Here is a 19,942-nt window from a genome sequence, read left to right on the forward strand (position 1 = left end):
CATGGAGTGTCCTATGCGATCGATGGTTGTCGCGTTATGGGGTCTTTCCTGGGTGACGGGTGTGTACGCCGAGCCCTTGCCGAGTTACCTCAACAGCAACGAAACCGAACGCAACCTGCCCGCGCCGAACCTGCCGGTAGACGCCTATCGACCGACTACCCCGGCCCCGCAAGTCCCGGTTCCGGCCGCCACGCCAAAGCAGCAACTGTTGATGGGCAGTAAAGTGGTGATCCACAAGGTGCGCGTCGAAGGTGGCACCCTCTACCCGCTCAGCGAACTGCGCGCCAACTACCAGGGTCTGCTCGACCGTGAGGTGAGCCTGGACGAGCTGATCGAGGCCACACGCAAGCTCACTCAGCGTTATCAACAGGACGGCTACCTGTTGTCCTACGCCTACCTGCCGCCGCAGGACTTCGCCGAGGGGCGGCTGCGTGTGGTGCTGGTCGAGGGCTATATCCGCGATTACGCATTGCACGGCGACGTTGGCCGGGTCTCGGCCTACCTCGACCAGTTGGTGGCCAAGCTAAAGGCCGAGCGCCCGCTCACGCGCAAGACCTTCGAACGCTACACCACCCTGATGAGCCGGGTGCCGGGCTTGACCCTGCAGGCCCAGGTACCGCCGCCGGGCACCAGCGACGGCGCGGCCACGCTGATCGCCCAGGCCTCGCGCAAACCGTTCACCACTACCATGAACCTCACCGACAGCAGCCGCGATCAGTTTCAGGCGCTGCTCGGCGCCAGCAGCAATGCGCAGACGGCGTATGCCGAGCAACTCAGCGTCAGTGCGCTGGTGCCGCCGGGCGACGATCACGAGCATTACTACCGGCTCGACTACGCGCAGTACCTGGATACCGAAGGCAGTCAGCTGATCCTGTCGGCGTCGCGCTACCGCAGCGACCCGAGTGCGCTGGTACGCCTGAACAATGGCATCAACCTCAGGCAGCACCGCGAAAACGACCGCTATTCGATTGGCCTGAGCCAGGCGCTGATTGCGGCGCCGCGCGAGTCGCTGAGCGTGGCGGCGCGGTTCTATGCGGTGGATGACACGACCGATTACCGGGTGGTCGGTTTGCCGCTCAAGGTCAGCAGCCAAACCGATCTTCGGGTGCTGGCGTTCGAGGGCGACTGGAGCAAGGCCAGCGACCGTCAGTTGCGCATTCTCAGCGGTGGGGTGTATCAGGGGCTGGATTACGTTGGTGCCGATACCAACAGTGGCTATGACCTGGACTTTCTGCGCCTGCGCCTCTCCGGGTTGCAGAGCGACCGTTACTTTGAAGCGTTGCAGGGTGTGGTGTCGGCGGCGTTCTACTGGACCGACGCCAATTTGCCCGACAGCGAGCGTGCGGTGTTTGGCGGGCAGAACTTCGGCCGTGGCTATCCGGTGGATCAGGCTTCGGGGGACAAGGGCTGGGGCGCGGCGTATGAGCTGAACTACAGCATCCGCCGCGAAGGCGACTGGTTGAAGGTGTTGCAGCCGTATGCGGTGCTGGATGCGGCGCGTACCTGGTTCAACGAGCAGGAGGTGAAGGATTCGAAGATGTCGTCGCTGGCGCTGGGGCTGCGTTTTGGCGATGCCCGCTACTACAACATCTCGCTGGAGGCGGCCAAGCCGATGTCGGACATGGCCCTCGACAGCTTTAACCGGCGGCCGCGGTTTACCGTGAGTTTCAGTTATCAGCTGTAAAAGCCTCGCCGGACCCGCCCGCTCCCACATCGATCACTGCGAATCCTGGGGGAGCGGGTGGGGCCCGCGAGGCGGTCAGTGAGGTCGCCGCTATTGCACCAAATGCATCCGCGGCTGAGGGAAGAGGTTATCCAGGGTTTCCAGCAACCGAACGTGATAGATCGGCTTGCGAAACAGGTCCAGCACCTGCAGGCGCAGCAGGTTGCTGACCGCATCCATGTCGGCGTGACCGGAGGTAACGATCACCGGTAAATGCTGACGCGCAGTGTGCTCGCGCAAGCGCTTGATCAGCGAGATGCCGGTTTCTTCCGGCATGTTCAGGTCGGTAATCACCAGTGCTATGTCCGGGTAGCGCGTCAGTTGCTGGAGGGCGCCTTTGACCGAGGTTGCGGTCAGGCAAGTGAAACCCACGCCCTCCAGCAACTCGGCCAGTTCCAGCAGGGCATCCTCTTCATCGTCCACCAATAACAGCTGTTGGCGTGGGAAAGCTGACGACATGATTCATTCCTGTTACAGATCAATGAAAGTAGTCAGGAAACCGCCGCGGGAAATTCAGGGGTTGGTGCTGCCACCCGTGCCACCGCCGGTTGTCGGCGCAGTTGCTGCCGGAATGGCCGCCTTGACCTTGTCCATCACCGCCGTCACGCCGCCGCTGATGGGGGTGATAAAGGCGGTCAACGCTACTGCCACCATCGCCGCGACAATCGCGTACTCGATGCCTGATGCGCCGTCCTTGCGCCAGAAGAACAGCTTGAGGTGTTTGAATATCCGGGAAAGACGCATGGTGTGACTCCTTGCGCTGCAGAGCGCGATGGCTGGGGCGTAACAGTGATTCCCCTTTGCCACCACAGAATCGTCAACCGCCCAACGTTCAGCAAATAGAAGAAAGCATTAATCCAAAAGTGATAGCGCTAAAGACGACGCCAATAACCTGTTGTTTTATGGGGGGGACAGTTTTCAGACGGAAAAAATCTGACGGGGTAATGGCATTTTGTCCTAGCTACGCTACCGTCAAATAGCGAAATAGTTACTTAGCGACGTGCTGATGTGGGCCTGTTCACAAACAGGGATGCAACAACTGGCAGGCAGAGGGAGGCGCCGACATGAGCAGTCGCATCACCATGATCCTCGCCGGGTTGTTTCTGCTTGGCGCCATTGTGGCCGGTTACTGGGGGCTGGTGTTGGGTCAGCAGCCCGCCGAGGCGGTGCCGCCCGTCGCGGTGCAAGCGCCTGCCATAGCGGCGGCCAAACCTGTCGAAGATGAGCTGCGCCAGAGCATCGTGGTGCTGCGCCGCGATGTCGCCGCCTATACCGCGCTCACTGCCGAAGACCTGCTGCTGGAGCGTGTACAACTGGCTCCGCCCGGCAGTTTCAGCCGCGTTGATCAGGTGCTCGGGCGCAAGCCCTGGCGCAACCTTGTGGCCGGTAGCTGGCTCGATGAACACAGCTTCGACGCTGGCGGTCCGCTGGCGCGAATGATCCAGCCGAGCGAGCGGGCCCTGGCCGTGGCGGTCGACGAGGTGTCCGGCGCTGCCGGGCAACTGGTGCCGGGCGACTACGTCGACGTGCTGCTGTTCCTGCGTGAGGAATCGAGCAATCCGCAAGCATCCGCCCAGGTGATCGTGCCGGCCCTGCGCCTGCTCAGCGTCGGCCAGCAACTGGGCCTGACCAACGATGGCCGGCCGGCCGAGCCCGACCCGAAAGTGCGTGACGAGCAACGCAAGGCCGGCCTGCGCACGGTGGTGCTGGCGGTGCCCGAAGGCCTGCTCAACCAACTGCTGCTGGCGGTGCAGGCCGGCACTGTACGCCTGGCCGTGCGCAGCGCCGTGGAACAGCGTCTGGCGCACTACTGGGCCGACCCGAATGCCGCGCCGCAGAATCTCGCCAATGCCCGCCGCGAGCTGTTCCGTTTCAGTCAGCTGAGCCTGTCCCCGACCGCTCAACCGCTAGCCGTCGGCACGGCCGGCAGCCGCCGTAGCATGGAAATCATCCGCGGTGCCCAGAGCGCTGCGACCACCCCCTGAGCAGCAAGGATGCCCTTCGATGAGCAGTCGTTCCGCGCGGTTGATCAATCGTTCCCTGCTGGCCTTGGCGTTGGCCGGCTTGCCGCTGCCGGCGGCCTGGGCGGCGGCCGGTTGTTCGGCGCTGGAGCGGGTGCCGGCAGTGATCGAGATCGACCAGGGCTTGCAGCAGGAACTGCGCCTGCCGGTGAACATTTCCCGGGTGGCCATCGGCGACCCGAAAGTCGCCGATGTGCACGCCATGGGCGCGCAGGCGGTGCTGCTTACCGCGCTGGCGCCGGGCGCCACCAGCCTGATGGTGTGGACCGGCTGCGCCAGCACGCCGCGCCAGAGCATGATCTTCGTTCGCGGCCAGGCCACTGCGCAGATGAGCGAAGGCGCCTTGCCGTCGCAGGCCGACGCCGACCTGCCCAGCCAGGTGCAGGCCGATATCCGCTTTATCGAAGTGAGCCGCACCAAGCTCAAGGAGGCCGGGGCGCGGCTGTTCTTCAAGGGTTCGAACAACTCACTGATCGGCTCGCCGGGCACCGTGCCGGGTACGGTGGTCAGCCCCGGCCAGGTGCCGGTGGCCCCCCCGCAGATCCCGCTGGTGAACGACGCCTTCAACATCGTCTGGGGCGGCGGCAGCAGCCGCTTCCTGGCGGCCATCGACGCCCTTGAGCAAACCGGTTTCGCCTACACCCTGGCGCGTCCCAGCCTGGTGGTGCTCAGCGGCCTTACCGCGAGCTTCCTGGCTGGCGGCGAAATCCCCATTCCGGTGCCCAGCAGCGGCAGCGACAACGTCTCCATCGAGTACAAGGAATTCGGCATTCGCCTGGCGCTGTCGCCGACGGTGATCAGCCGCAACCGGATCAACCTCAAGGTGGCGCCGGAGGTCAGCGAGCTGGACTACAGCAAGCAGGTGACCATCGCCGGCACCGTGGTGCCTGGCCTGAATATCCGCCGCACCGACACCAGCATTTCCCTGGCCGATGGCGAGAGCTTCATCATCAGCGGCCTGATCAGCAGCAGCACCCGCTCGGCGGTGGACAAGTTTCCCGGGCTGGGCGATATCCCGGTTCTTGGTGCGTTCTTCCGCCAGTCACAGCTCAAGCGCGAAGAAACCGAGCTGCTGATGATCGTTACCCCGCACCTGGTGCAGCCGCTGGCGGTGAATGCCACGCTGCCAGAGCTGCCCGGTGAGCGGCTGCGCAACTACGACCCGAGCTGGGGCCGTCTGTTCTTCCTGGAAAACGGCGATTTCGACAGCCGTAGCGGGTTATCCCGATGAGTGAAAGCCTGAGCCAGACCTTTCTTGCCATCACCCGTAACGATGGCGATCTGCAATGGTTGCAGACCGCGCTGGCACCGCTGGGCCAGGTAGTCGGTGCCGGCAGCGGCAGCCTCGACGAGTTGCTGGCGCTGGTCGATGTGACCTTCTCCAACCTGATGTTCATCGGCCTGGACCGCGATCACCTGGTCAACCAGTGCGCGCTGATCGAAGGCGTGCTGGAGGCCAAGCCGATGCTGGCTATCGTCGCCCTCGGCGACGGCATGGACAACCAGCTGGTGCTCAACGCCATGCGCGCCGGGGCGCGCGATTTCGTTGCCTACGGCTCGCGCTCCAGCGAGGTGGCCGGGTTGGTCCGACGCCTGGGCAAACGCTTGCCGGCGGTCACCGCCAACCCGCACCTGGGCGGTCTCACCGTGTTGTATGGCGCCCAGAGCGCAGCCGACGGCGCACTGCTCACCAGTCACCTGGCGCGGGTGGTGCAGAACAGCGGCCAGCAAACCCTGCTGCTCGACCTCGGCCTGCCGCGCGGCGATAGCCTGGCACTGCTGGGGCTGGAGGCCTCGTTTCATTTCGGCGATGCCCTGCGCCATCTGCGCCGGCTCGACACCACACTGATCGACAGCGCCTTCACCCGCGACAGTTCCGGCCTGCGCCTGCTGGCCTACGCCGAGGCCGACGAACCGCTGGAACGCACCAGCGCCGCCGAGCTGTACATGCTGCTCAGCGCCTTGCGCCAACACTTTCAGCACATCGTCGTGAACCTTACCGGGCAGGCCGACAGCGAGGCGCTGCGGACCTTCGTCAGCCATTGCGACAAGCTGATCTGGTACACCGACCAGAACGTCATCGACTGCCGGCGCAACCTCGACGTGCTCAACCTCTGGCGCGAGAGGGGCATGAAGCTGGAGCACGCGAGCCTGCTGGTTGACCGCTACCTGCGCAGTGTCGCGCCGGATGCCGAGGCCCTCGGCAAGCGTTTCGGCCTGCCGCTGCTGGTGGCCTTGCCGTACAGCCCCGAGGTGCGCCTGAACGCCAAGAACCAGGGCCTGAGCCTGTTCGACCTGGCCCCGCGGGAAAGCCTGACCCAGGCGCTCAAGGCCCTCGGCGAGCGGCTGGCGCGGCGCTCGGAAAGCCTCAAGCCCAAACCCGGCAACTGGCTTAACCGCCTGTGGAGCCCGCGGTGAGCAGCGACGAGCTGTTCGGCGGCCCGCGGCACAACCTCGGCACCGACCCGCAGGGGCTCAAGCGCGCCCTGCATCGCTACATCATCGATGCCATCGAGGACACCGGGCGCAACCTGCTCGAAGGCTCGCGGCCGGCGCTGGCGCAGTTTGTGGTCGAGCAGGTCGGCGATTACATCGCCCGTCAGCACCTGGCGCTGTCGCGTTATGAAATGGAGCGCATGGCCGAAGAGCTGGTCGACGAACTGACCGGCTTCGGTCCATTGGAAGTGCTGCTGCGTGACACCAGCGTGACCGAGATACTGGTCAATGGCCCGCACCGGGTGTTTGTCGAGCGGGCCGGGGTGTTGCAGCAAACCGACCTGCGCTTTATCGACGCGCACCATGTCGAACGGGTGATGCAGCGCATCCTGGCGCCGCTGGGGCGGCGCCTCGACGAATCGTCGCCGATGGTCGATGCGCGCATGCCCGACGGCAGCCGGGTGAACGCGATCATCCCGCCGGTGGCGCTGGACGGGCCGTGCCTGTCGATCCGCAAGTTTCGCAAGGACATGCTGCGCAGCGCCGACCTGCTGGCCACCCGCGCCATCGACCAGGCGATTTTCGACTTCTTCGAACACGCTGTCGGCAAACGCTGCAACATTCTCGTCAGCGGCGGCACCGGCACTGGCAAGACCACCTTGCTGAACATCCTCAGCCAACTGATCAACCCGCACGAGCGGCTGGTCACCATCGAGGACGTGGCCGAGCTGCAACTCGATCACCCGCACGTGGTGCGCCTGGAAACCCGCCCGCCGAACGCCGAGGGGCATGGTGAGATCAAGGCCAGCGAGCTGATCCGCAATGCCTTGCGGATGCGCCCCGACCGCATTCTGCTCGGCGAAATACGCGGCGTCGAAGTGCTCGACGTGCTCACCGCGATGAACACCGGCCACGATGGCTCGATGAGCACCGTGCACGCCAACACCGCCGCCGATGCCTTGCTGCGCCTGGAGACCCTGGTGGGCCTGACTGGGCGCCAGGTGGCCGAGAAAACCCTGCGGCAGATGATCTGCGCGGCGCTCGATGTGGTGATTCAGCTGACCCGCCTGCCGGATGGTCGGCGCTGCGTCAGCGAGGTGCTGGAAGTGGTCGGGTTGCGCGACGACATCTATGTCACCAACACCCTGTTCCGTCTGGATCGGCGTGGCGGCGAAGGCTTCTTGCGCGAGGCGATCAACCCGGCCGGAGACAAGCTGCGGCGCGAGTTCGGCGCACTGACGGAGCCCGGCGCATGATCGCCGTGGCACTGCTGCTGGGGCTGTTCTGCCTGCTGATGCTGGGCGCCTCGGTGTGGCTGTTCTACCGCGGTGTGCGCAAGTCTGGCGACGAGCGCATTCTTCAGCGCCTCGGCCAGGTGCAGGTTGCCCAGGTGGCGCCGACGCTGGGCGGGCAGCGCAGTTGGCTGGAGCTGACCCTGCTGCGCGCTGGCCTCGACCGGCGCACCGACCGCCTGCTGCTGTGGCTGGCCGTGTGGCTGCTGCTAGTGGCGCTGGGGACGTTGCTGGGCGGTTGGCCCGGGGCCATTGGCGTGCTGCTGCTCGGGCCGTTGGCGCTGCACCTGTACCTGGCCTGGCGCTACCAGCGGCGGGTGCGACGGATGATCGAACAACTGCCGGTGCTGCTCGACCACAGTGTGCGTGCGCTCAAGGCCGGGCGTACCTTGAGCGATGCCGTGCTCGGCGCCATCGACGCCTCGCGTGAGCCATTGCGCGGGGCCATGCAACGGGTGCGACGTAACGTGCAGATGGGCGTGAGCCTGGACGACGCGCTCAAGGACCTGGCCGAACTCTATGCCCAGGATGAACTGCGCCTGTTCGCCCTCGGCCTGCGCATCAACCATCGCTATGGCGGCAATGCCAGCGAGTTGCTGGAGAACCTGATCAAGCTGATTCGCGAGCGCGAGCAGGGCGCCCGCCAGTTGCGCGCAATGACTGGGGAAACGCGGATGACGGCGCTGGTGCTGGCGCTGCTGCCGATCGGCATGATCGGCTACTTCCTGCTGGTCAACCCACGTTACCTGCTGAGCCTGTGGCACGACGGCAGCGGCCAGCTGTTGCTGGCCAGCGCGCTGACCTTGCAGTTGTTCGGTTGCGTGGCGCTGTGGCGCATGTTGCGGAGTATCTGAGATGGCCTTGATCCTCAGTGCGGTGCTGTTCTTCGTCGCCTTTGTGCTGCTGCTCGGCCAACTGGCGCGCCAGCGGCGCCGTGAGCGCCTGGTGGACGCACGCCTGCAGGGTTCGGCGCGCGACGAACACCAGCTGGGCAACTGGTTGCAGCGCATGGGCAGCAGCCGCCTGGGCCAGCGCAGCCTCAGCCTCGATGCGGAAACCCGCGTGCTGCTTGATCGCCTGGGCTGGCGCCGGTCGCGCCAGCGTTCGTTGTTCGCGGCCATTCAGGTCGGCTTGCCGCTGTGTCTGCTGGGGCTTGGCCTGGTTGTCCAGGAGACGCTGCTGCGCGACGCGCAGGCGCCCTGGCTGGCGCCGCTGTTCGGTCTCGGCGTGGGCTACCTGCTACCCAAGCGCGTGCTGGCCTGGGCGGCGGCGCAGCGCCAGCAGCAGGTGGTGCGCGAGGTGGCCACGTTCATTCCGTTGTTGCGGATTCTGTTCGAGTCGGGGCTGGCGGTGGAGCAGGGGTTGCGGGTGCTGAGCCAGGAGGCGCGCGAGCTGTTGCCGGTGCTCAGCGAGGAGCTGCGCCTGGTGCTGGCGCGGGTGGATTCCGGGCTGGCCCTGGGGCCGGAGCTGGAGCAGGCGGCGCGGGTGCTGGCGGTAGACGAGTTCAGCGACACCTGCGTGATTTTGCAGCAGCTGCTGACCCAGGGTGGTGGCGCCATGAAGTCATTGCTGGCACTGAAACAACTGCTCGACGACCGCCGCCTGACCAGCATGCAGGAGCGCATTTCGAAGATGTCCGGGAAGATGTCCATCGTGATGATGGTGTTTCTGTTTCCGGCGTTGTTGATCGTCTTGGCCGGGCCAGGGTTTACCGCACTGGCGCGGGCGTTGGGGAATTTCTGAAGGGAGTGTGCAAGTGAAGACAGCCTTGCTGATGATGAGCCTGGTGCTGCTGGGTGGCTGCGTGGCCAATGGCGGCCCGGCGCAGTGGTTAGCCTTGCCGGGCAGCGCGAGCAGTTGCGCGCGAGCGGATGCGACCCAGGCGCTGGCCTTGAGCGCGGCCGACGACCTGCTCGCCGATGGTCGCCCGTATGCGGCATTGGCGCACCTGGAGGAAATGCCGGCGAACCTGCTGCAGGTGCGGGCGCGCAAGGCCAAGGTACTGCGCATGCTTGGCAGTGCCGAGGCCGAGCCGTTGTATCGGGGTTTGCTGGGGAGTTGCATGGCGGCAGAGGGCGAGCATGGCCTGGGACAGATCGCCGCCAGCCGTGGCGACAACGTGCAGGCCCAGCAGCATTTGCAGCGGGCGGTGAAGATGAACCCGACCGACGAGAAGATCCGCAACGACCTTGGCGTGGTGTACTTCAAGCAGGGGTTGCTGGAGAAAGCGCGTTTCGAGTTTCTGACGGCAATCGAATTGAAGGATTCGGACCGTTTGGCGGCGGTGAACCTGGTGAGCTTGTTGTTGTATCAGGACAAATTTCAGCAGGCGGCGGATCTGGTCAGCCGCTTTGGCTTGAGTGCGGCGCAATTCAGTGAGGCGCAGGCGCGGGCCGAGCAGCTCAAGCCGGCCAGTGGGAGGTCGTGATGAAGGGCATGGCGATACTGGTGGTGCTGGTGGGTGTGCCGATGCTGGCACAGGCCCTGGAGCCGGGGCCGTCGTCGACGGCGCAGGCCGCGACCGAGGCCTGGTTGCGGCTGCAGGTCAACGGCGAACGGGCGTCGCCGCAGCCGCAGACGCAGACGCCGAAGGAGCGCGATCTGAGCCAGCAGCGGTTTCTGGACAGTTACAAATACCCGCTGCCGGAGGCGTTCAAGGTGGAAAGCATGGGGCAGTCGGGGGAATAGCAGGGCTTGTTCTTCCTGTGGGAGCGGGCTGGTCCCGCGATCTGCTGCGCAGCACCAGCCAGGCCGGTGCATGCGCTGAGTCTGGCACCCTGCAGGCTTAAATATTACGGCCGCTGCGCAGCCGATCGCGGGATACAGGGGCTGTGTTAATGCGCCGTCACCCGCTGGCGCAACGCCGAATTGCTTGGCGACAACGCCAGCGCCAGCTGGGTGCGGTTATGCATATGGGTCAGGCGCAGTACCTGCGACACGTACAGTTTCACGGTGTTCTCGGTAATCCCCAGCTCACAGCCGATCTGGTAGTTGGTCTGGCCCTTGCCCACCAGCCGGGCGACCGCCAGCTGACGCGGCGAGAGCTTCTCGAATAGCGCCGGAATCACTTCCAGCGCGCCGCCGCCATCCTCCGTGGCCGTGGTAACCGCCGCCTGATTGCGCGCCTTGTCCAGGTCCTGGTAGAGGTCGTCGATGGAAGCCGCCAGGTGCTGCAATTTCTCGTTCAGGTGGCCCAGGTGGTTCAGGCTTTTCTGCCGCTCCTGCAGCACCAGCTCCTGACGCTGCAAGCCTTCGAGCAGTTCCTCCAGCTCGACCGGCTTCTGGTAGTAATCGGCAAAGCCCTCGCGCAGGGCCTTGATCACATCCTGTTTGTCGGCGCGCCCGGTCAGCATGATCGCCTCGAACGCCCGCAACTGCCCGGCACAGGCCTTGAGCGCGCGCACCAGCTCGATGCCATCGCGCTCCGGCATGTGCAGGTCGCACACCACCAGGCCGATGGCCGGGTCGTCGGCAAAATGCGTGAGTGCCTGTGCCGTCGATTGGCATGGCACGCAGCGATAACCGCTGCTTTCGAGAAACTCGCAGAGTTCTTCGACGATCAACGGCTGGTCGTCGACCACCAAGACTTTAACTGGGCTTACGGACATGTCGTGCGCGACTCCCTGCTCGGTTTTGCCTTCCCTCCCCGGTGGCTCAGCAATACTTCGAAGGCGTGTGGGGCATAGCTGAAAAGTAGTCGCACTTTGCAACTATGTACAAGGTTTGTAGCGCTTTCCAGAGCGCTTTATGACTAGTGGATCCAAACGGTGGCAAGCAGGAAGCCAGATAACAGGAACGGCGCGAACGGCTGTTTTTTTGACGTTTCTTCGCTTAATTGTTTAAGCCGATTCTTAACGTTCTGACTCAGAACGGACCACAGCCAACGCCGACCAATCAGCCAGAGCAGCAGCGAGACCCCGGCACCGATCAGGGTGCCCAGTACATACATACGGTCGGTGGCCAGGGCCAGGGCGGCCAATAATTTCACGTCGCCGGCACCGAACTGGCCGAGCATGTAGCCCGGCAGCGTCAGCAGCATGACGATGGCTAGCGCCCAGCCGCCTTCGCTGGCGTCGGCGCCGATCCAGGTATGCCCGGAAATGAACAGGTACAGCAGCGCGCAGGCGCCGGCGCCGAGGGTCAGGGTGTTGGCGATCTGGCGTTCGCGTACATCCTGTTCGGCACATAAGACGAGCCACAACAGCAGGACAATACTGTGCATTGGCGAAATGCCATCCCTTGGTCATGAATGAATCTATGCTGTTAGTCAGGTGTCACTGTCAGGGTAGACGCGAACATGAAAGCAAGCCTGGGAAGACGGCAAAAAGGTGCGGCGGCCATCGAGTTCGCCCTGGTGTTCGTGATGTTCTTCGCGGTGTTCTACGGCTTGCTCGGTTTCAGCCTGCCGCTGCTGATGGTGCAGTCGTTCAACCAGGCTAGCAGCGAGGCCGTGCGTCGCTGCGTGGCGCTGGACCCGAGCAGCGGCACGTACGCCGCCGACGTCCAGGCCACCGCCAAGGCCGTGCTGGAACAACAGTTGTCGTGGATGAGCGGGCCGTTGAAGTTTCAGGTGGCTGCCGATGCGAACATCAACCTGACGGCCGCCAACCTGCTGACCGTCACTATCAATTACGACAAGGCCAAGCTCACCGCCGTGATACCGGTGCTCAACCTGCCGCTGATCGGTGAGGTGCCGCGCATTCCCGCCAAGCTTGGTGCTCAGGCGAGCCTGCAGCTTTGAGCGGCGGGCCGAGCTTGTTCGGACGCTGGCGCAGCCGTCCGGAAAGGGCCGGTGCCGTGCCCGAGCACGACAGCATGGCGCCGCCCGCCGTCGGCCTGCAACTGTGGCTCGACCCGCAGGCGCGGGTGCAGCGCCTGTGCGGGCCGCTGCGCACGGCGCTGGCGCTGGTGCATGGCCACGACACGCGGCTGCATGAGTATTTACACCCGCATAGCCTGCTGGTAGTTGAAGGCGAGCCGGCCGACTGGCAGGGGCAACCCCTGGACCTGGACTTCCGCACCCCCGGCGATCACATCCTGCACACCCGGGGCTGGCTGTTGCCGCGCGACGGCGGCTGGCTACTGCAACTGTTCGATGTCAGCGACCTGGTGCAGCAGCAGCACCAGGGCGCCCAGTTGCACCTGCAGCAGCAATTGGCCTTGCAGCTCGGCGGCGCCTTGCGCGATTGCGGCCTGGAGCACCTGCCCGCAGTGGCCGGCGAACAGCTGCAACGGTTGGCCTGGCACTGGCACAGCGAATGGACCGCGTTGCTCCTGCACGGTGCCGCGGGCTGGCAGCTGTTCGCCCGTAGCGAAGCCGAATTGCCGTGGGCCGAGGATGGCCGCCTGAGCGCCTTGCTGGATCAGTTGCAGCCTGCGCCAGTGCTGGCCAGCAGTGATATCCCGGCGCTGCACACGCTGTACCCGGACAAGCGCTTTTTCCTGTTGCCCTATGCCCAGCAACACCGCGTGCAGGCCTGGCTGCTGTGCGCCACACCGGCCCAGCCGCTGCCGGTGGAAGAAGCCAAGAGCCTGCTCGGCGCGCTGTTCGAACCGCTGCTCGGGCGCCTGGCCGGGCAGCGCCTGCACGCCAGCGAACAGCGCCTGGATTCGGTGCAGGGCCTGCTCGGTGCCGGCTGGTTGGAATGGGCGCTGCACGAGCCCGATCTGCACATCGCATCGGGGCTGGCGCAGAGCCTGGGGGTGAGCACGCCGCTGGCCTTGCCGCGCTGGTTCGGGCTGATTCACCCGGCCGACCGCGAAGCCGCGCAGTTAGCCTTCGGCGGCCTGCAACGCGATGGCGGTAGTTTGCAACTGAACGTGCGCCTGCTGCCCGCCGACCCGGCCGGCGTCGCCCACTGGTATCGCCTGTGCGGGCAGGTCCAGGGCGAAGGGCCGCGGCGCCGGCTGCACGCTTTCATGCTCGACATCGACGACATCAAGCGCCAACAGCAGCAGGCCAGCGCCGCCCAGGCGCGCCTGGAAAACCTCATCGACCAGGCGCCGGCGGTGATCTATATCCAGCGCTACGACGCCGGCGCTCTGCACGCCGAATTCTTCAGCGCCAGCCTGACCCCGCTGCTCGGCTGGCAACCCCAGGCCAACGAGCACCTGCGCCCGGCCGACTGGCTGCACCCGGACGACCAGCCGCTGTGGCTGGAGCGCGCCCGCGTGCTGCTGCGCGAAGGCCAGGTGCGTAGCCGCTATCGCCTGCGCGACAGCCGTGGCGACTATCACTGGGTGCTGGATGAGGCGCGGCTGCTGCGCGACGATCTGGGCCTGCCGGTGGAGGCGGTCGGGCTGTGGCTGGACGTGACCGAAACCACCCTGGCCGCCGAGCGCATCCGCCAGAGCGAGGAGCGCTACCGGGTGCTGGTGGAGGATTCGCCGGCGATGATCTGCCGCTACTGCCCCGACCTCAGCCTGCTGTTCGGCAACCGGCCGCTGGCCGATTACCTGGAATGCCGCCCGGAGGACCTGCCGGGCATGAACCTCGGCGACTGGATGAGTGCCGCCCAGCGCCAGGCTTTCATCGAGCGCCTGGCCCTGCTTACCCCGGCGCAGCCGTTGAGCAGCGCGGAAGTCTGCCTGCAACTGCCGGGGCGGGAATTCGCCTGGTGGGTGTGGTCGGACCGCGGTCTGTTCGACGAGCACGGCACGCTGCTCGAAGTACAGGCGGTGGGGCGCGATAACACCGAGGTACGGCGCAGCCAGCAACAGCTGTTGCAAAGCGCGAAAATGGCCACCCTCGGCGAGATGGCCACCGGCCTGGCGCACGAGATCAACCAGCCGCTCAACGTGATGCGCATGGCGCTGGTCAATACCCTCAAGCGCCTCGAAAGCGGCGACGTGCAGCTCGACTACCTGCAGGACAAGCTCAAGCGCATCGACGCGCAGGTCAGCCGCGCCTCGCGGGTGGTTGAGCACATGCGCGTGTTCGGCCGCCGCTCGGAGGTGGAGCAGCAACTGTTCGAGCCCTGGCAGGCGATCGATGGCGCCTTGTCGCTGCTTAGCGATGGTTTGCGCGGCAAGGGCGTGGAACTGCGCATCGGCGCGCCGCTGGCCGGTTTTGCTGTGCGCGGGCATGCCGACCAGCTGGAGCAGGTGCTGATCAACCTGATGGTCAACGCCCGCGATGCACTGATCAGCCGCCTGGAAACCGCGCGAGACCTGCACCCATGGATCGCCCTGAGCGCCGAGCAGCATGCCAACAAGGTGCTGCTGTGGGTGGAAGACAACGCCGGTGGCATCGACCCGCGCCTGCTGGAGCGAATCTTCGAGCCGTTTTTCACCACCAAGCCCAGCGGTGTCGGCACCGGCTTGGGGTTGTCGGTGAGCTATGGCATCGTCGCTAACATGGGCGGGCGGCTGAGCGTGGCCAACGCCGACGAAGGCGCGCAGTTCTGTATCGAACTGCCGTTGGCTACAGCACCAGTTGCGGGCGGCCAGTGATGCAACTGAGGTTGGCTCCGACATCCACGCCGTTCAGATCGATACCCAGCAGCGTTAGCAGATTGTTGATGATCGGGTCGAGGAGGCTGCCAAGCAGGGTACCGATCACGCCAGTGACCAGGTTCAGCACCAGACTTACCAGTGGAATCTGTGGTGAGAGTTCTACCCCGGCGAGTGTGGCGCGCAGGCTGGCGACGATATTGCTCGACGACAGGTGGTGAGAGGCGGAGGCCTGTCCCAGCTCGGGTGGGCGAAGGTAGGTGTGCCTGTCGTTACTGCTGAAGAGTGGGGAGTTGGCCCCCAAACCGATGTCGATGACTGGCACCAGCGGCAACGCCACACGCAGCAGAACCATCGGGCTGGCATTGGCCGGATTGGTGGAGGTGAAGAAATTGGTCCTGTTGATGGTGCCGATCATCACTTTTGCTGCCGCCGCCTGATTGTCCACGGTCAAGCTCTTGCTGGCTGCCGAGGCGCAGTTGAAGCCGGTCACGTGGCTGCTGGCGCTGGAGACCTCCAGGCCAACGTCAAGGCTGGGGTTGGGCGTGAGCTGGACGATTCCCAAGTTTAGCCCGCCGAGCAAGGGTTTGAGGTCGAGCGAAATCAGGATTCGGGTTTGCGCCGTACGCACGTAGATCTGCTTGGGCAGCCTGGGGTCGGCCTTGGCCTCGCGTGGGTCGCCAATGGCCGAAAACTGCGGCGGCTCGATAATGCGGATTCTGGTGGAGATGTTGGCCAAGCCTAGCAGGCTGATCGGCAGTTCTATCTCGGCGGCGTGTTTGCTGTTGGCCAACTGCGCCATGGCCTGTACCAGTTGCAGTGCCTTGAGGTTGGCATCGAGACCCGCATTGGTGCCGCCGTTTTGGATATTCAACAGCTCGCCGAGAACGATGCCGCCGGCATCCTTGGTCAGAGCGCTGAGGCTTAGCAAACCACTGACATCGACCAGTGGGTTGTTTTGCGCCGCCACATCGGCCATCACCAGAAACACGTCGCCGAGTTTGATGGTCTTGCCGAGGAGCTCTGTGTAGTTGCCGGCATTCACCGTGGCCTTGATCGCCAGCTTGTCGAGATATTGCAGCAGGTTGACGTTGGCTTGTAGCAGCCCCTGCCACTGAGCCAGGTTGAGGTTGACCTGGGCACCGAGCAGGCTGCTCATAAGTTGGTTGAGCAACTGAGAACGTCCGGTATCGATGCTCAACAAGGTGCTGGTGATGTTCAGTTGGGCCAGTGGCGGCCCGATGCGTCCGGCCGTGGCCTGGGCTTGTAGCTTGATAGTGGTGGCGTGACTCTTGCCCGACATCATGGTGATCAGCGCCATGGCCACGCTGCTTGGTACGCTGTGCTGCAAGGTGACGCGAATAGCGTCGTTGCGGTTGGCGTCGACGGTGAAGCTGCGCAGGCTGGCCGCACCAGTGTTCAACATGCCGCATGCCACCGACAGGGTGTGGTCGGCATCTAACGCATGTCCATTGCGCGCAGCGGCGGCTTTGGCCAGGTCCAGCGCGCTTGTTCCGCCAGCAAGGCAATCGCCACGTCCAGTCACCGCTTCCAGGGCAGCCATGTCTGCTGCGCGCTGCAGTTTGCGCTGTTCCAAGTACAGCCGCCCGCTGTCCACCACCAGCAAGCCAAACAGCACCGCCAGGCCCATCGTGGCCGCAGCCACCAAGCCAATGGCGCCGCGCTGCCTTGCAGCGAAACGGAAAGACACGAGCACTCCCTTGCCGGCGCTTGGCCGTGCGCGAACGCGGTGCGTTCAGGGAGTGTAGTTCAAGATACTGGCCACTCGCCTTGATCGGGCGAACGGTCGGTGCGGGTCAATGCGGCGGGTAGTTGGCCATCAGTTGGGTCACCGTGTTCTGAATGGCGCTGGCGCGTTCGCTGGGGCTGGGCGGATAGTTGTTCATGATCTGCTCGGCACTGCCGCGCCACACCAGCTTGCCGTCGCGGCCATCGAACAGGTCGACCTGGAGGGTTGCCACCTTGTAGTCGACGCTGCGGGTTTCGTTGTACACCGGGCCGCCCCAGTAACCGCCCCAGGCGCCGCCGTAGTTGGTGGTGATCTGTTGCTGGCGGTTCTCGACGATCAGGTAGGCCTGCACCTTGAGATCGCCGCGGCTGCCGGCCTGAGCCGGGCGCAGGCCGCGCTGGTCGAGCTGGTCGGCAATCGACTGGCGAATTCGCTGTTCGGTGAGGTCGCTCTTGATCCGCGGGTCGTCGGGGCGGTATTGCAGCGCCGGTTCCTGCCAGACCCAACTGCGGTAGGCGGCGAAGTCGCGGCTGGCGTCGAAGTCCTGGGTTACGTTGTTGCTCTGACAGGCGGTCAGCAGCGTCACGAACGCGAATAGGGCGAGACGGCGGAACATGATGATTACTCCGATGGCTTTAGCTGGGAGGATAGCCGCTCAGGGCCTTTAGCACGGCTGCGCGCAGTGCGTCGGCGCGCTCGCCCTGGTTGTCTTTGCTGGCGGTTTCGGCGCTGCTGCTCCACACCGGCTGGCCGCTGCCAGCATCGAACAGGTCGAGGCGCACCACCATCACTTCCACCTCGTAGGTGCGCACGATCGGCACGCTGCCGTAGACGCCGTAGCCGTTGCGGTAACCGCCGCCGTAACGGTTGTAACCCATGCCGCCGTAGCCGTAGTTGTCGTAGGGGTAGTCGTCGCGCACCTGGCGCAGGCGCCGCTCGACACGCAGGTTAGCGCTTACCAGCAAGTCGCTGCGGGCCTCGCGGGCCGGGCGCAGGCCGTGCTGGTCAAGGGCCGCACTGACCGCGTCGGCCAGCGCGGCCGGGTCGGTGTCGGCGCTGCCGGTGGGCAGTTGGTTGTTACGCCAGGCCCAGTTGCGGTAGCGGCCGTAGTCGCGCGGTGGTGCCGGGTAGGCGCTGGCGTCGAAGGTGCTGGCGGCCTGCGGCGGTGCCGGTGGCAGGGGGCGTGAGCTGGCCACATACGGGTTGCTGGCCTGGCACCCGGCCAGGACCAGGGCCAGCAGGCCCAGGTTAAGACGGTACGGCATACGGCACTCCCGGCAGGTTCGGGGCGAGTCCTCAGCGTGGGCGGCACAGCCAGTGCAGGTAGCGCCCCAGGCCGGCGTAGGCCGGGTGGCGACGGTGCGCCAGCTCCATTTCCAGCAGGTCGAGCAGTTCGGCCTTGTCCTGGAAATCCTTGGGCATGTAGTCGTGAAACACCCGTACACCGCTCTCGGCGGTGACTGCCCAGAGACCTTCAAGGTGCGCCTTGAGTTCGCGCGGATCAAGTGGTTTTTGCGGCGTGAGGCTCTGCTTCTCGCCGGCCAGGCTGTTGCGCCGCAGCTTGCGGAAATGGCCCTTGAGCAGGTTGCGGTACACCAGTGCATCGCGGTTGTAGAAGGCCAGCGACAGCAGGCCGTCGGGGCGGGTCAGCTGGTGCAGCACCGGCAGGATGGTTTCCGGCTCGGCGAGCCATTCGAGCACGGCGTGGCAGAGCACCAGGTCGTAGGGTTCGGTGAGCTGGCCGAGCAGGTCCTGCCAGGGCGCCTGAATGAATGTGGCCGGCCGGCCGGCGGCGGCGAAGCGTTCGCGGGCGCCGTCGAGCATCGGTGCGGCGGGTTCGGCGAGGGTCACCTGATGGCCGCGTTCGGCCAGCCACAAGGCCATGTGGCCGAGCCCGGCGCCGATGTCGAGCACCCGCAGCGGGCGCTCGGGCAGGGCTTCGGCGAGGTCGGCCTGGAGCACCGCCAGGCGGATCGCGCCTTTGGCACCGCCGTAGATTTTTTCGGCGAAACGGGTCGCCAGTTCATCGAAGTGGCGGTCGTTCATTTGGCGAAGCGCCTTTCGCTGTCGGCCAGTTTGCTGCGCACCACCTGGTCCATGTCCAGCCCCAGTTCGCTGCACAGCAGCAACAGGTAGAGCACGATATCGCCGACTTCCTGGCCGGCGTGGGCCAGTTGTTCGGGCGGCAGTTGGCGGGACTGGTCTTCGCTGAGCCACTGGAAGATTTCCACCAGTTCGGCCATTTCGACGCTGGCGGCCATGGCGAGGTTTTTCGGGCTGTGGAAGCCGCGCCAGTCGTTGTTGTCGCGGATCTGGTGCAGGCGCTGGGTGAGTTCTTGCAGATTCATGCGGGGGTCTCCTGATGCGCTATAGCTTCAGCCTGCGCCCGCGGCAACGCAAGCACTGGATCGTTGCCAGGGGCAGGCTCCCTCGGTGAGGGGGGCTCTAGCGTTCGAGGCCGCCGAGCAGCGCGGTGGCCAAGCCCAACGCCAGTTCAAGGGTTTGTTCGGTGCATTGGGCGAAGCCGCGGGCCTGGTCGCTGGCGGCGTCGATGGTCTGGGTGCAGGTGAGGCGGGCGCATTTGAGCAGCAGGGCCATATGGACCAGCGCGTCTTCGGCTTTGACGCCAGGGCGTACGGCGAATAAATCGGGGTGGTCGGGGCAGTGGCCCATCGAGGTTTCGACGGTGGTGCAGGTGGCAAGCGAGGGGGGATCGGGGACGTGCTTTTTCATGGTGGATCTCCTAAGCAAAATGGAGCCACCCAACATTCGTCGCCAAACGAAAATAGGGTGGCAGCTATGCGCGGGTTGGCGAACCGGTAGCTTAGGAACCCGGCAGAGCCGAAGCTCTCCCACGCACAGCCGCCATAGATCGATTGCTATGGGGTCACTAAACTAAATGCCAGGGTCGCCAAACCCAATCACCAAATTATTTGGTGAGTGCGAGAGGCTAGTCGGCAATAGTTCCCCCAGCAATCAGCTGGCATCGACAGGTTGCGTAGGATAGGTCGTAGGACTTTGAATTGACCAGCACGGCGTTGTTTGATGTCCTTACGCAGAGCGGTGCTGTCGATCTTGCTGGGCATATCCATTTGCCGTGGCGAGGCCACTTCACCTTTCCGCCCTTACGGCGGCTTACTTTGGCAAACGCCCCAAAGTAAGCAAAGGGCTCGCCCCACCTCTCGGCCCTACGCTGCGCTCCGGGTCCCCTCCCTCCGCCTACGATCCGCGGGGACCGCGCCGACGGCCCATCCATGGGCCAACGGCG

Annotated in this window: 21 protein-coding genes; 11 read left to right on the forward strand and 10 right to left on the reverse strand. The window is 65.0% G+C overall.

The window, feature by feature from the left end; genetic code table 11:
• Positions 1–13: 13 nt before the first annotated feature.
• Positions 14–1,684 carry a ShlB/FhaC/HecB family hemolysin secretion/activation protein gene (locus DCO48_RS21695; protein ID WP_116552660.1) on the forward strand — a complete coding sequence of 557 codons (1,671 nt, stop codon included), beginning with the start codon at positions 14–16 and terminating at the stop codon, positions 1,682–1,684.
• Positions 1,685–1,774: 90 nt separating this feature from the next.
• Here DCO48_RS21695 and DCO48_RS21700 read toward each other — a convergent pair whose 3' ends face one another.
• Positions 1,775–2,182 (reverse strand): response regulator, encoded by a 408-nt coding sequence (locus DCO48_RS21700; protein WP_116552661.1) that lies wholly within the window; start codon positions 2,180–2,182, stop codon positions 1,775–1,777.
• A 54-nt stretch (positions 2,183–2,236) separates the two neighbouring features.
• Complete coding sequence (locus DCO48_RS21705; RefSeq protein ID WP_116552662.1) at positions 2,237–2,467, reverse strand: Flp family type IVb pilin; 231 nt, start codon at positions 2,465–2,467, stop codon at positions 2,237–2,239.
• Positions 2,468–2,787: 320 nt separating this feature from the next.
• On the opposite strand from DCO48_RS21705, the gene cpaB reads away from it, so the two are divergent.
• Genes cpaB through DCO48_RS21745 form a run of 8 tightly spaced genes read left to right on the forward strand, consistent with a single transcriptional unit; the run spans position 2,788 to position 10,160 of the window.
• On the forward strand, positions 2,788–3,708 hold the full coding sequence (gene cpaB / locus DCO48_RS21710) for a Flp pilus assembly protein CpaB (protein WP_116552663.1): 921 nt from the start codon (positions 2,788–2,790) through the stop codon (positions 3,706–3,708).
• Between the two features lie 19 nt (positions 3,709–3,727).
• The gene (locus DCO48_RS21715; protein WP_116552664.1) at positions 3,728–4,975 is read left to right on the forward strand and encodes a type II and III secretion system protein family protein; all 1,248 of its coding nucleotides are present in this window, start codon (positions 3,728–3,730) and stop codon (positions 4,973–4,975) included.
• Positions 4,972–6,162 (forward strand): pilus assembly protein, encoded by a 1,191-nt coding sequence (locus tag DCO48_RS21720; RefSeq protein ID WP_116552665.1) that lies wholly within the window; start codon positions 4,972–4,974, stop codon positions 6,160–6,162. Before DCO48_RS21715 ends, DCO48_RS21720 begins: the two co-directional genes overlap by 4 nt.
• Complete coding sequence (locus DCO48_RS21725; protein ID WP_116552666.1) at positions 6,159–7,436, forward strand: CpaF family protein; 1,278 nt, start codon at positions 6,159–6,161, stop codon at positions 7,434–7,436. The genes DCO48_RS21720 and DCO48_RS21725 overlap by 4 nt, the downstream gene beginning before the upstream one ends.
• Positions 7,433–8,326 carry a type II secretion system F family protein gene (locus DCO48_RS21730; protein WP_116552667.1) on the forward strand — a complete coding sequence of 298 codons (894 nt, stop codon included), beginning with the start codon at positions 7,433–7,435 and terminating at the stop codon, positions 8,324–8,326. Before DCO48_RS21725 ends, DCO48_RS21730 begins: the two co-directional genes overlap by 4 nt.
• 1 nt (position 8,327) lies before the next feature.
• Positions 8,328–9,215 carry a type II secretion system F family protein gene (locus tag DCO48_RS21735; RefSeq protein WP_116552668.1) on the forward strand — a complete coding sequence of 296 codons (888 nt, stop codon included), beginning with the start codon at positions 8,328–8,330 and terminating at the stop codon, positions 9,213–9,215.
• Positions 9,216–9,228: 13 nt separating this feature from the next.
• Positions 9,229–9,900: a tetratricopeptide repeat protein gene (locus DCO48_RS21740; RefSeq protein WP_116552669.1), complete on the forward strand. Its 672-nt coding sequence runs from the start codon at positions 9,229–9,231 to the stop codon at positions 9,898–9,900.
• 8 nt (positions 9,901–9,908) lie between these two features.
• The gene (locus DCO48_RS21745) at positions 9,909–10,160 is read left to right on the forward strand and encodes a DUF3613 domain-containing protein (protein WP_371919537.1); all 252 of its coding nucleotides are present in this window, start codon (positions 9,909–9,911) and stop codon (positions 10,158–10,160) included.
• Positions 10,161–10,306: 146 nt separating this feature from the next.
• On the opposite strand, the gene DCO48_RS21750 is transcribed toward DCO48_RS21745, so the two are convergent.
• The gene (locus DCO48_RS21750) at positions 10,307–11,080 is read right to left on the reverse strand and encodes a response regulator transcription factor (protein ID WP_116552671.1); all 774 of its coding nucleotides are present in this window, start codon (positions 11,078–11,080) and stop codon (positions 10,307–10,309) included.
• A gap of 143 nt (positions 11,081–11,223) precedes the next feature.
• Positions 11,224–11,694 (reverse strand): prepilin peptidase, encoded by a 471-nt coding sequence (locus tag DCO48_RS21755; RefSeq protein ID WP_116552672.1) that lies wholly within the window; start codon positions 11,692–11,694, stop codon positions 11,224–11,226.
• 75 nt (positions 11,695–11,769) lie between these two features.
• Between DCO48_RS21755 and DCO48_RS21760 the strand changes: the two genes are divergently transcribed.
• Both DCO48_RS21760 and DCO48_RS21765 read left to right on the forward strand, forming a co-directional pair.
• Positions 11,770–12,213, forward strand: a complete 444-nt coding sequence (locus tag DCO48_RS21760; RefSeq protein WP_116552673.1) for a TadE/TadG family type IV pilus assembly protein — start codon at positions 11,770–11,772, stop codon at positions 12,211–12,213.
• The gene (locus tag DCO48_RS21765) at positions 12,210–14,924 is read left to right on the forward strand and encodes a PAS domain-containing sensor histidine kinase (RefSeq protein WP_116552674.1); all 2,715 of its coding nucleotides are present in this window, start codon (positions 12,210–12,212) and stop codon (positions 14,922–14,924) included. The genes DCO48_RS21760 and DCO48_RS21765 overlap by 4 nt, the downstream gene beginning before the upstream one ends.
• On the opposite strand, the gene DCO48_RS21770 is transcribed toward DCO48_RS21765, so the two are convergent.
• The 6 genes from DCO48_RS21770 to DCO48_RS21795 all read right to left on the reverse strand — a co-directional run bounded on the left by DCO48_RS21770 (position 14,896) and on the right by DCO48_RS21795 (position 19,407).
• Positions 14,896–16,635, reverse strand: coding sequence for a TadG family pilus assembly protein (locus DCO48_RS21770; RefSeq protein WP_133247631.1), 1,740 nt, complete (start codon positions 16,633–16,635; stop codon positions 14,896–14,898). The genes DCO48_RS21765 and DCO48_RS21770 overlap by 29 nt on opposite strands.
• 106 nt (positions 16,636–16,741) lie before the next feature.
• The gene (locus DCO48_RS21775; protein WP_116552676.1) at positions 16,742–17,290 is read right to left on the reverse strand and encodes a DUF4136 domain-containing protein; all 549 of its coding nucleotides are present in this window, start codon (positions 17,288–17,290) and stop codon (positions 16,742–16,744) included.
• Between the two features lie 19 nt (positions 17,291–17,309).
• Positions 17,310–17,939 (reverse strand): DUF4136 domain-containing protein, encoded by a 630-nt coding sequence (locus DCO48_RS21780; RefSeq protein WP_116552677.1) that lies wholly within the window; start codon positions 17,937–17,939, stop codon positions 17,310–17,312.
• 31 nt (positions 17,940–17,970) lie between these two features.
• Entirely contained in the window at positions 17,971–18,720 is a 750-nt protein-coding gene (locus tag DCO48_RS21785) for a methyltransferase domain-containing protein (RefSeq protein WP_116552678.1), read from the reverse strand.
• On the reverse strand, positions 18,717–19,022 hold the full coding sequence (locus DCO48_RS21790) for a MazG-like family protein (protein WP_116552679.1): 306 nt from the start codon (positions 19,020–19,022) through the stop codon (positions 18,717–18,719). Before DCO48_RS21790 ends, DCO48_RS21785 begins: the two co-directional genes overlap by 4 nt.
• Before the next feature lie 97 nt (positions 19,023–19,119).
• Complete coding sequence (locus DCO48_RS21795; RefSeq protein ID WP_116552680.1) at positions 19,120–19,407, reverse strand: hypothetical protein; 288 nt, start codon at positions 19,405–19,407, stop codon at positions 19,120–19,122.
• Positions 19,408–19,942 lie beyond the last annotated feature (535 nt).

Source organism: Pseudomonas sp. SDI (assembly GCF_003105155.1).
Lineage (GTDB): Bacteria > Pseudomonadota > Gammaproteobacteria > Pseudomonadales > Pseudomonadaceae > Aquipseudomonas.

What these genes read in the sequence shown, in the direction of transcription:
- DCO48_RS21695 (WP_116552660.1), top strand. Translation starts at nt 14, where the DNA reads ATGCGATCGATGGTTGTCGCGTTATGGGGTCTTTCCTGGGTGACGGGT.
- DCO48_RS21700 (WP_116552661.1), bottom strand. Translation starts at nt 2,182, where the DNA reads ATGTCGTCAGCTTTCCCACGCCAACAGCTGTTATTGGTGGACGATGAA.
- DCO48_RS21705 (WP_116552662.1), bottom strand. Translation starts at nt 2,467, where the DNA reads ATGCGTCTTTCCCGGATATTCAAACACCTCAAGCTGTTCTTCTGGCGC.
- cpaB (WP_116552663.1), top strand. Translation starts at nt 2,788, where the DNA reads ATGAGCAGTCGCATCACCATGATCCTCGCCGGGTTGTTTCTGCTTGGC.
- DCO48_RS21715 (WP_116552664.1), top strand. Translation starts at nt 3,728, where the DNA reads ATGAGCAGTCGTTCCGCGCGGTTGATCAATCGTTCCCTGCTGGCCTTG.
- DCO48_RS21720 (WP_116552665.1), top strand. Translation starts at nt 4,972, where the DNA reads ATGAGTGAAAGCCTGAGCCAGACCTTTCTTGCCATCACCCGTAACGAT.
- DCO48_RS21730 (WP_116552667.1), top strand. Translation starts at nt 7,433, where the DNA reads ATGATCGCCGTGGCACTGCTGCTGGGGCTGTTCTGCCTGCTGATGCTG.
- DCO48_RS21735 (WP_116552668.1), top strand. Translation starts at nt 8,328, where the DNA reads ATGGCCTTGATCCTCAGTGCGGTGCTGTTCTTCGTCGCCTTTGTGCTG.
- DCO48_RS21745 (WP_371919537.1), top strand. Translation starts at nt 9,909, where the DNA reads ATGGCGATACTGGTGGTGCTGGTGGGTGTGCCGATGCTGGCACAGGCC.
- DCO48_RS21750 (WP_116552671.1), bottom strand. Translation starts at nt 11,080, where the DNA reads ATGTCCGTAAGCCCAGTTAAAGTCTTGGTGGTCGACGACCAGCCGTTG.
- DCO48_RS21755 (WP_116552672.1), bottom strand. Translation starts at nt 11,694, where the DNA reads ATGCACAGTATTGTCCTGCTGTTGTGGCTCGTCTTATGTGCCGAACAG.
- DCO48_RS21760 (WP_116552673.1), top strand. Translation starts at nt 11,770, where the DNA reads ATGAAAGCAAGCCTGGGAAGACGGCAAAAAGGTGCGGCGGCCATCGAG.
- DCO48_RS21775 (WP_116552676.1), bottom strand. Translation starts at nt 17,290, where the DNA reads ATGTTCCGCCGTCTCGCCCTATTCGCGTTCGTGACGCTGCTGACCGCC.
- DCO48_RS21780 (WP_116552677.1), bottom strand. Translation starts at nt 17,939, where the DNA reads ATGCCGTACCGTCTTAACCTGGGCCTGCTGGCCCTGGTCCTGGCCGGG.
- DCO48_RS21785 (WP_116552678.1), bottom strand. Translation starts at nt 18,720, where the DNA reads ATGAACGACCGCCACTTCGATGAACTGGCGACCCGTTTCGCCGAAAAA.
- DCO48_RS21790 (WP_116552679.1), bottom strand. Translation starts at nt 19,022, where the DNA reads ATGAATCTGCAAGAACTCACCCAGCGCCTGCACCAGATCCGCGACAAC.
- DCO48_RS21795 (WP_116552680.1), bottom strand. Translation starts at nt 19,407, where the DNA reads ATGAAAAAGCACGTCCCCGATCCCCCCTCGCTTGCCACCTGCACCACC.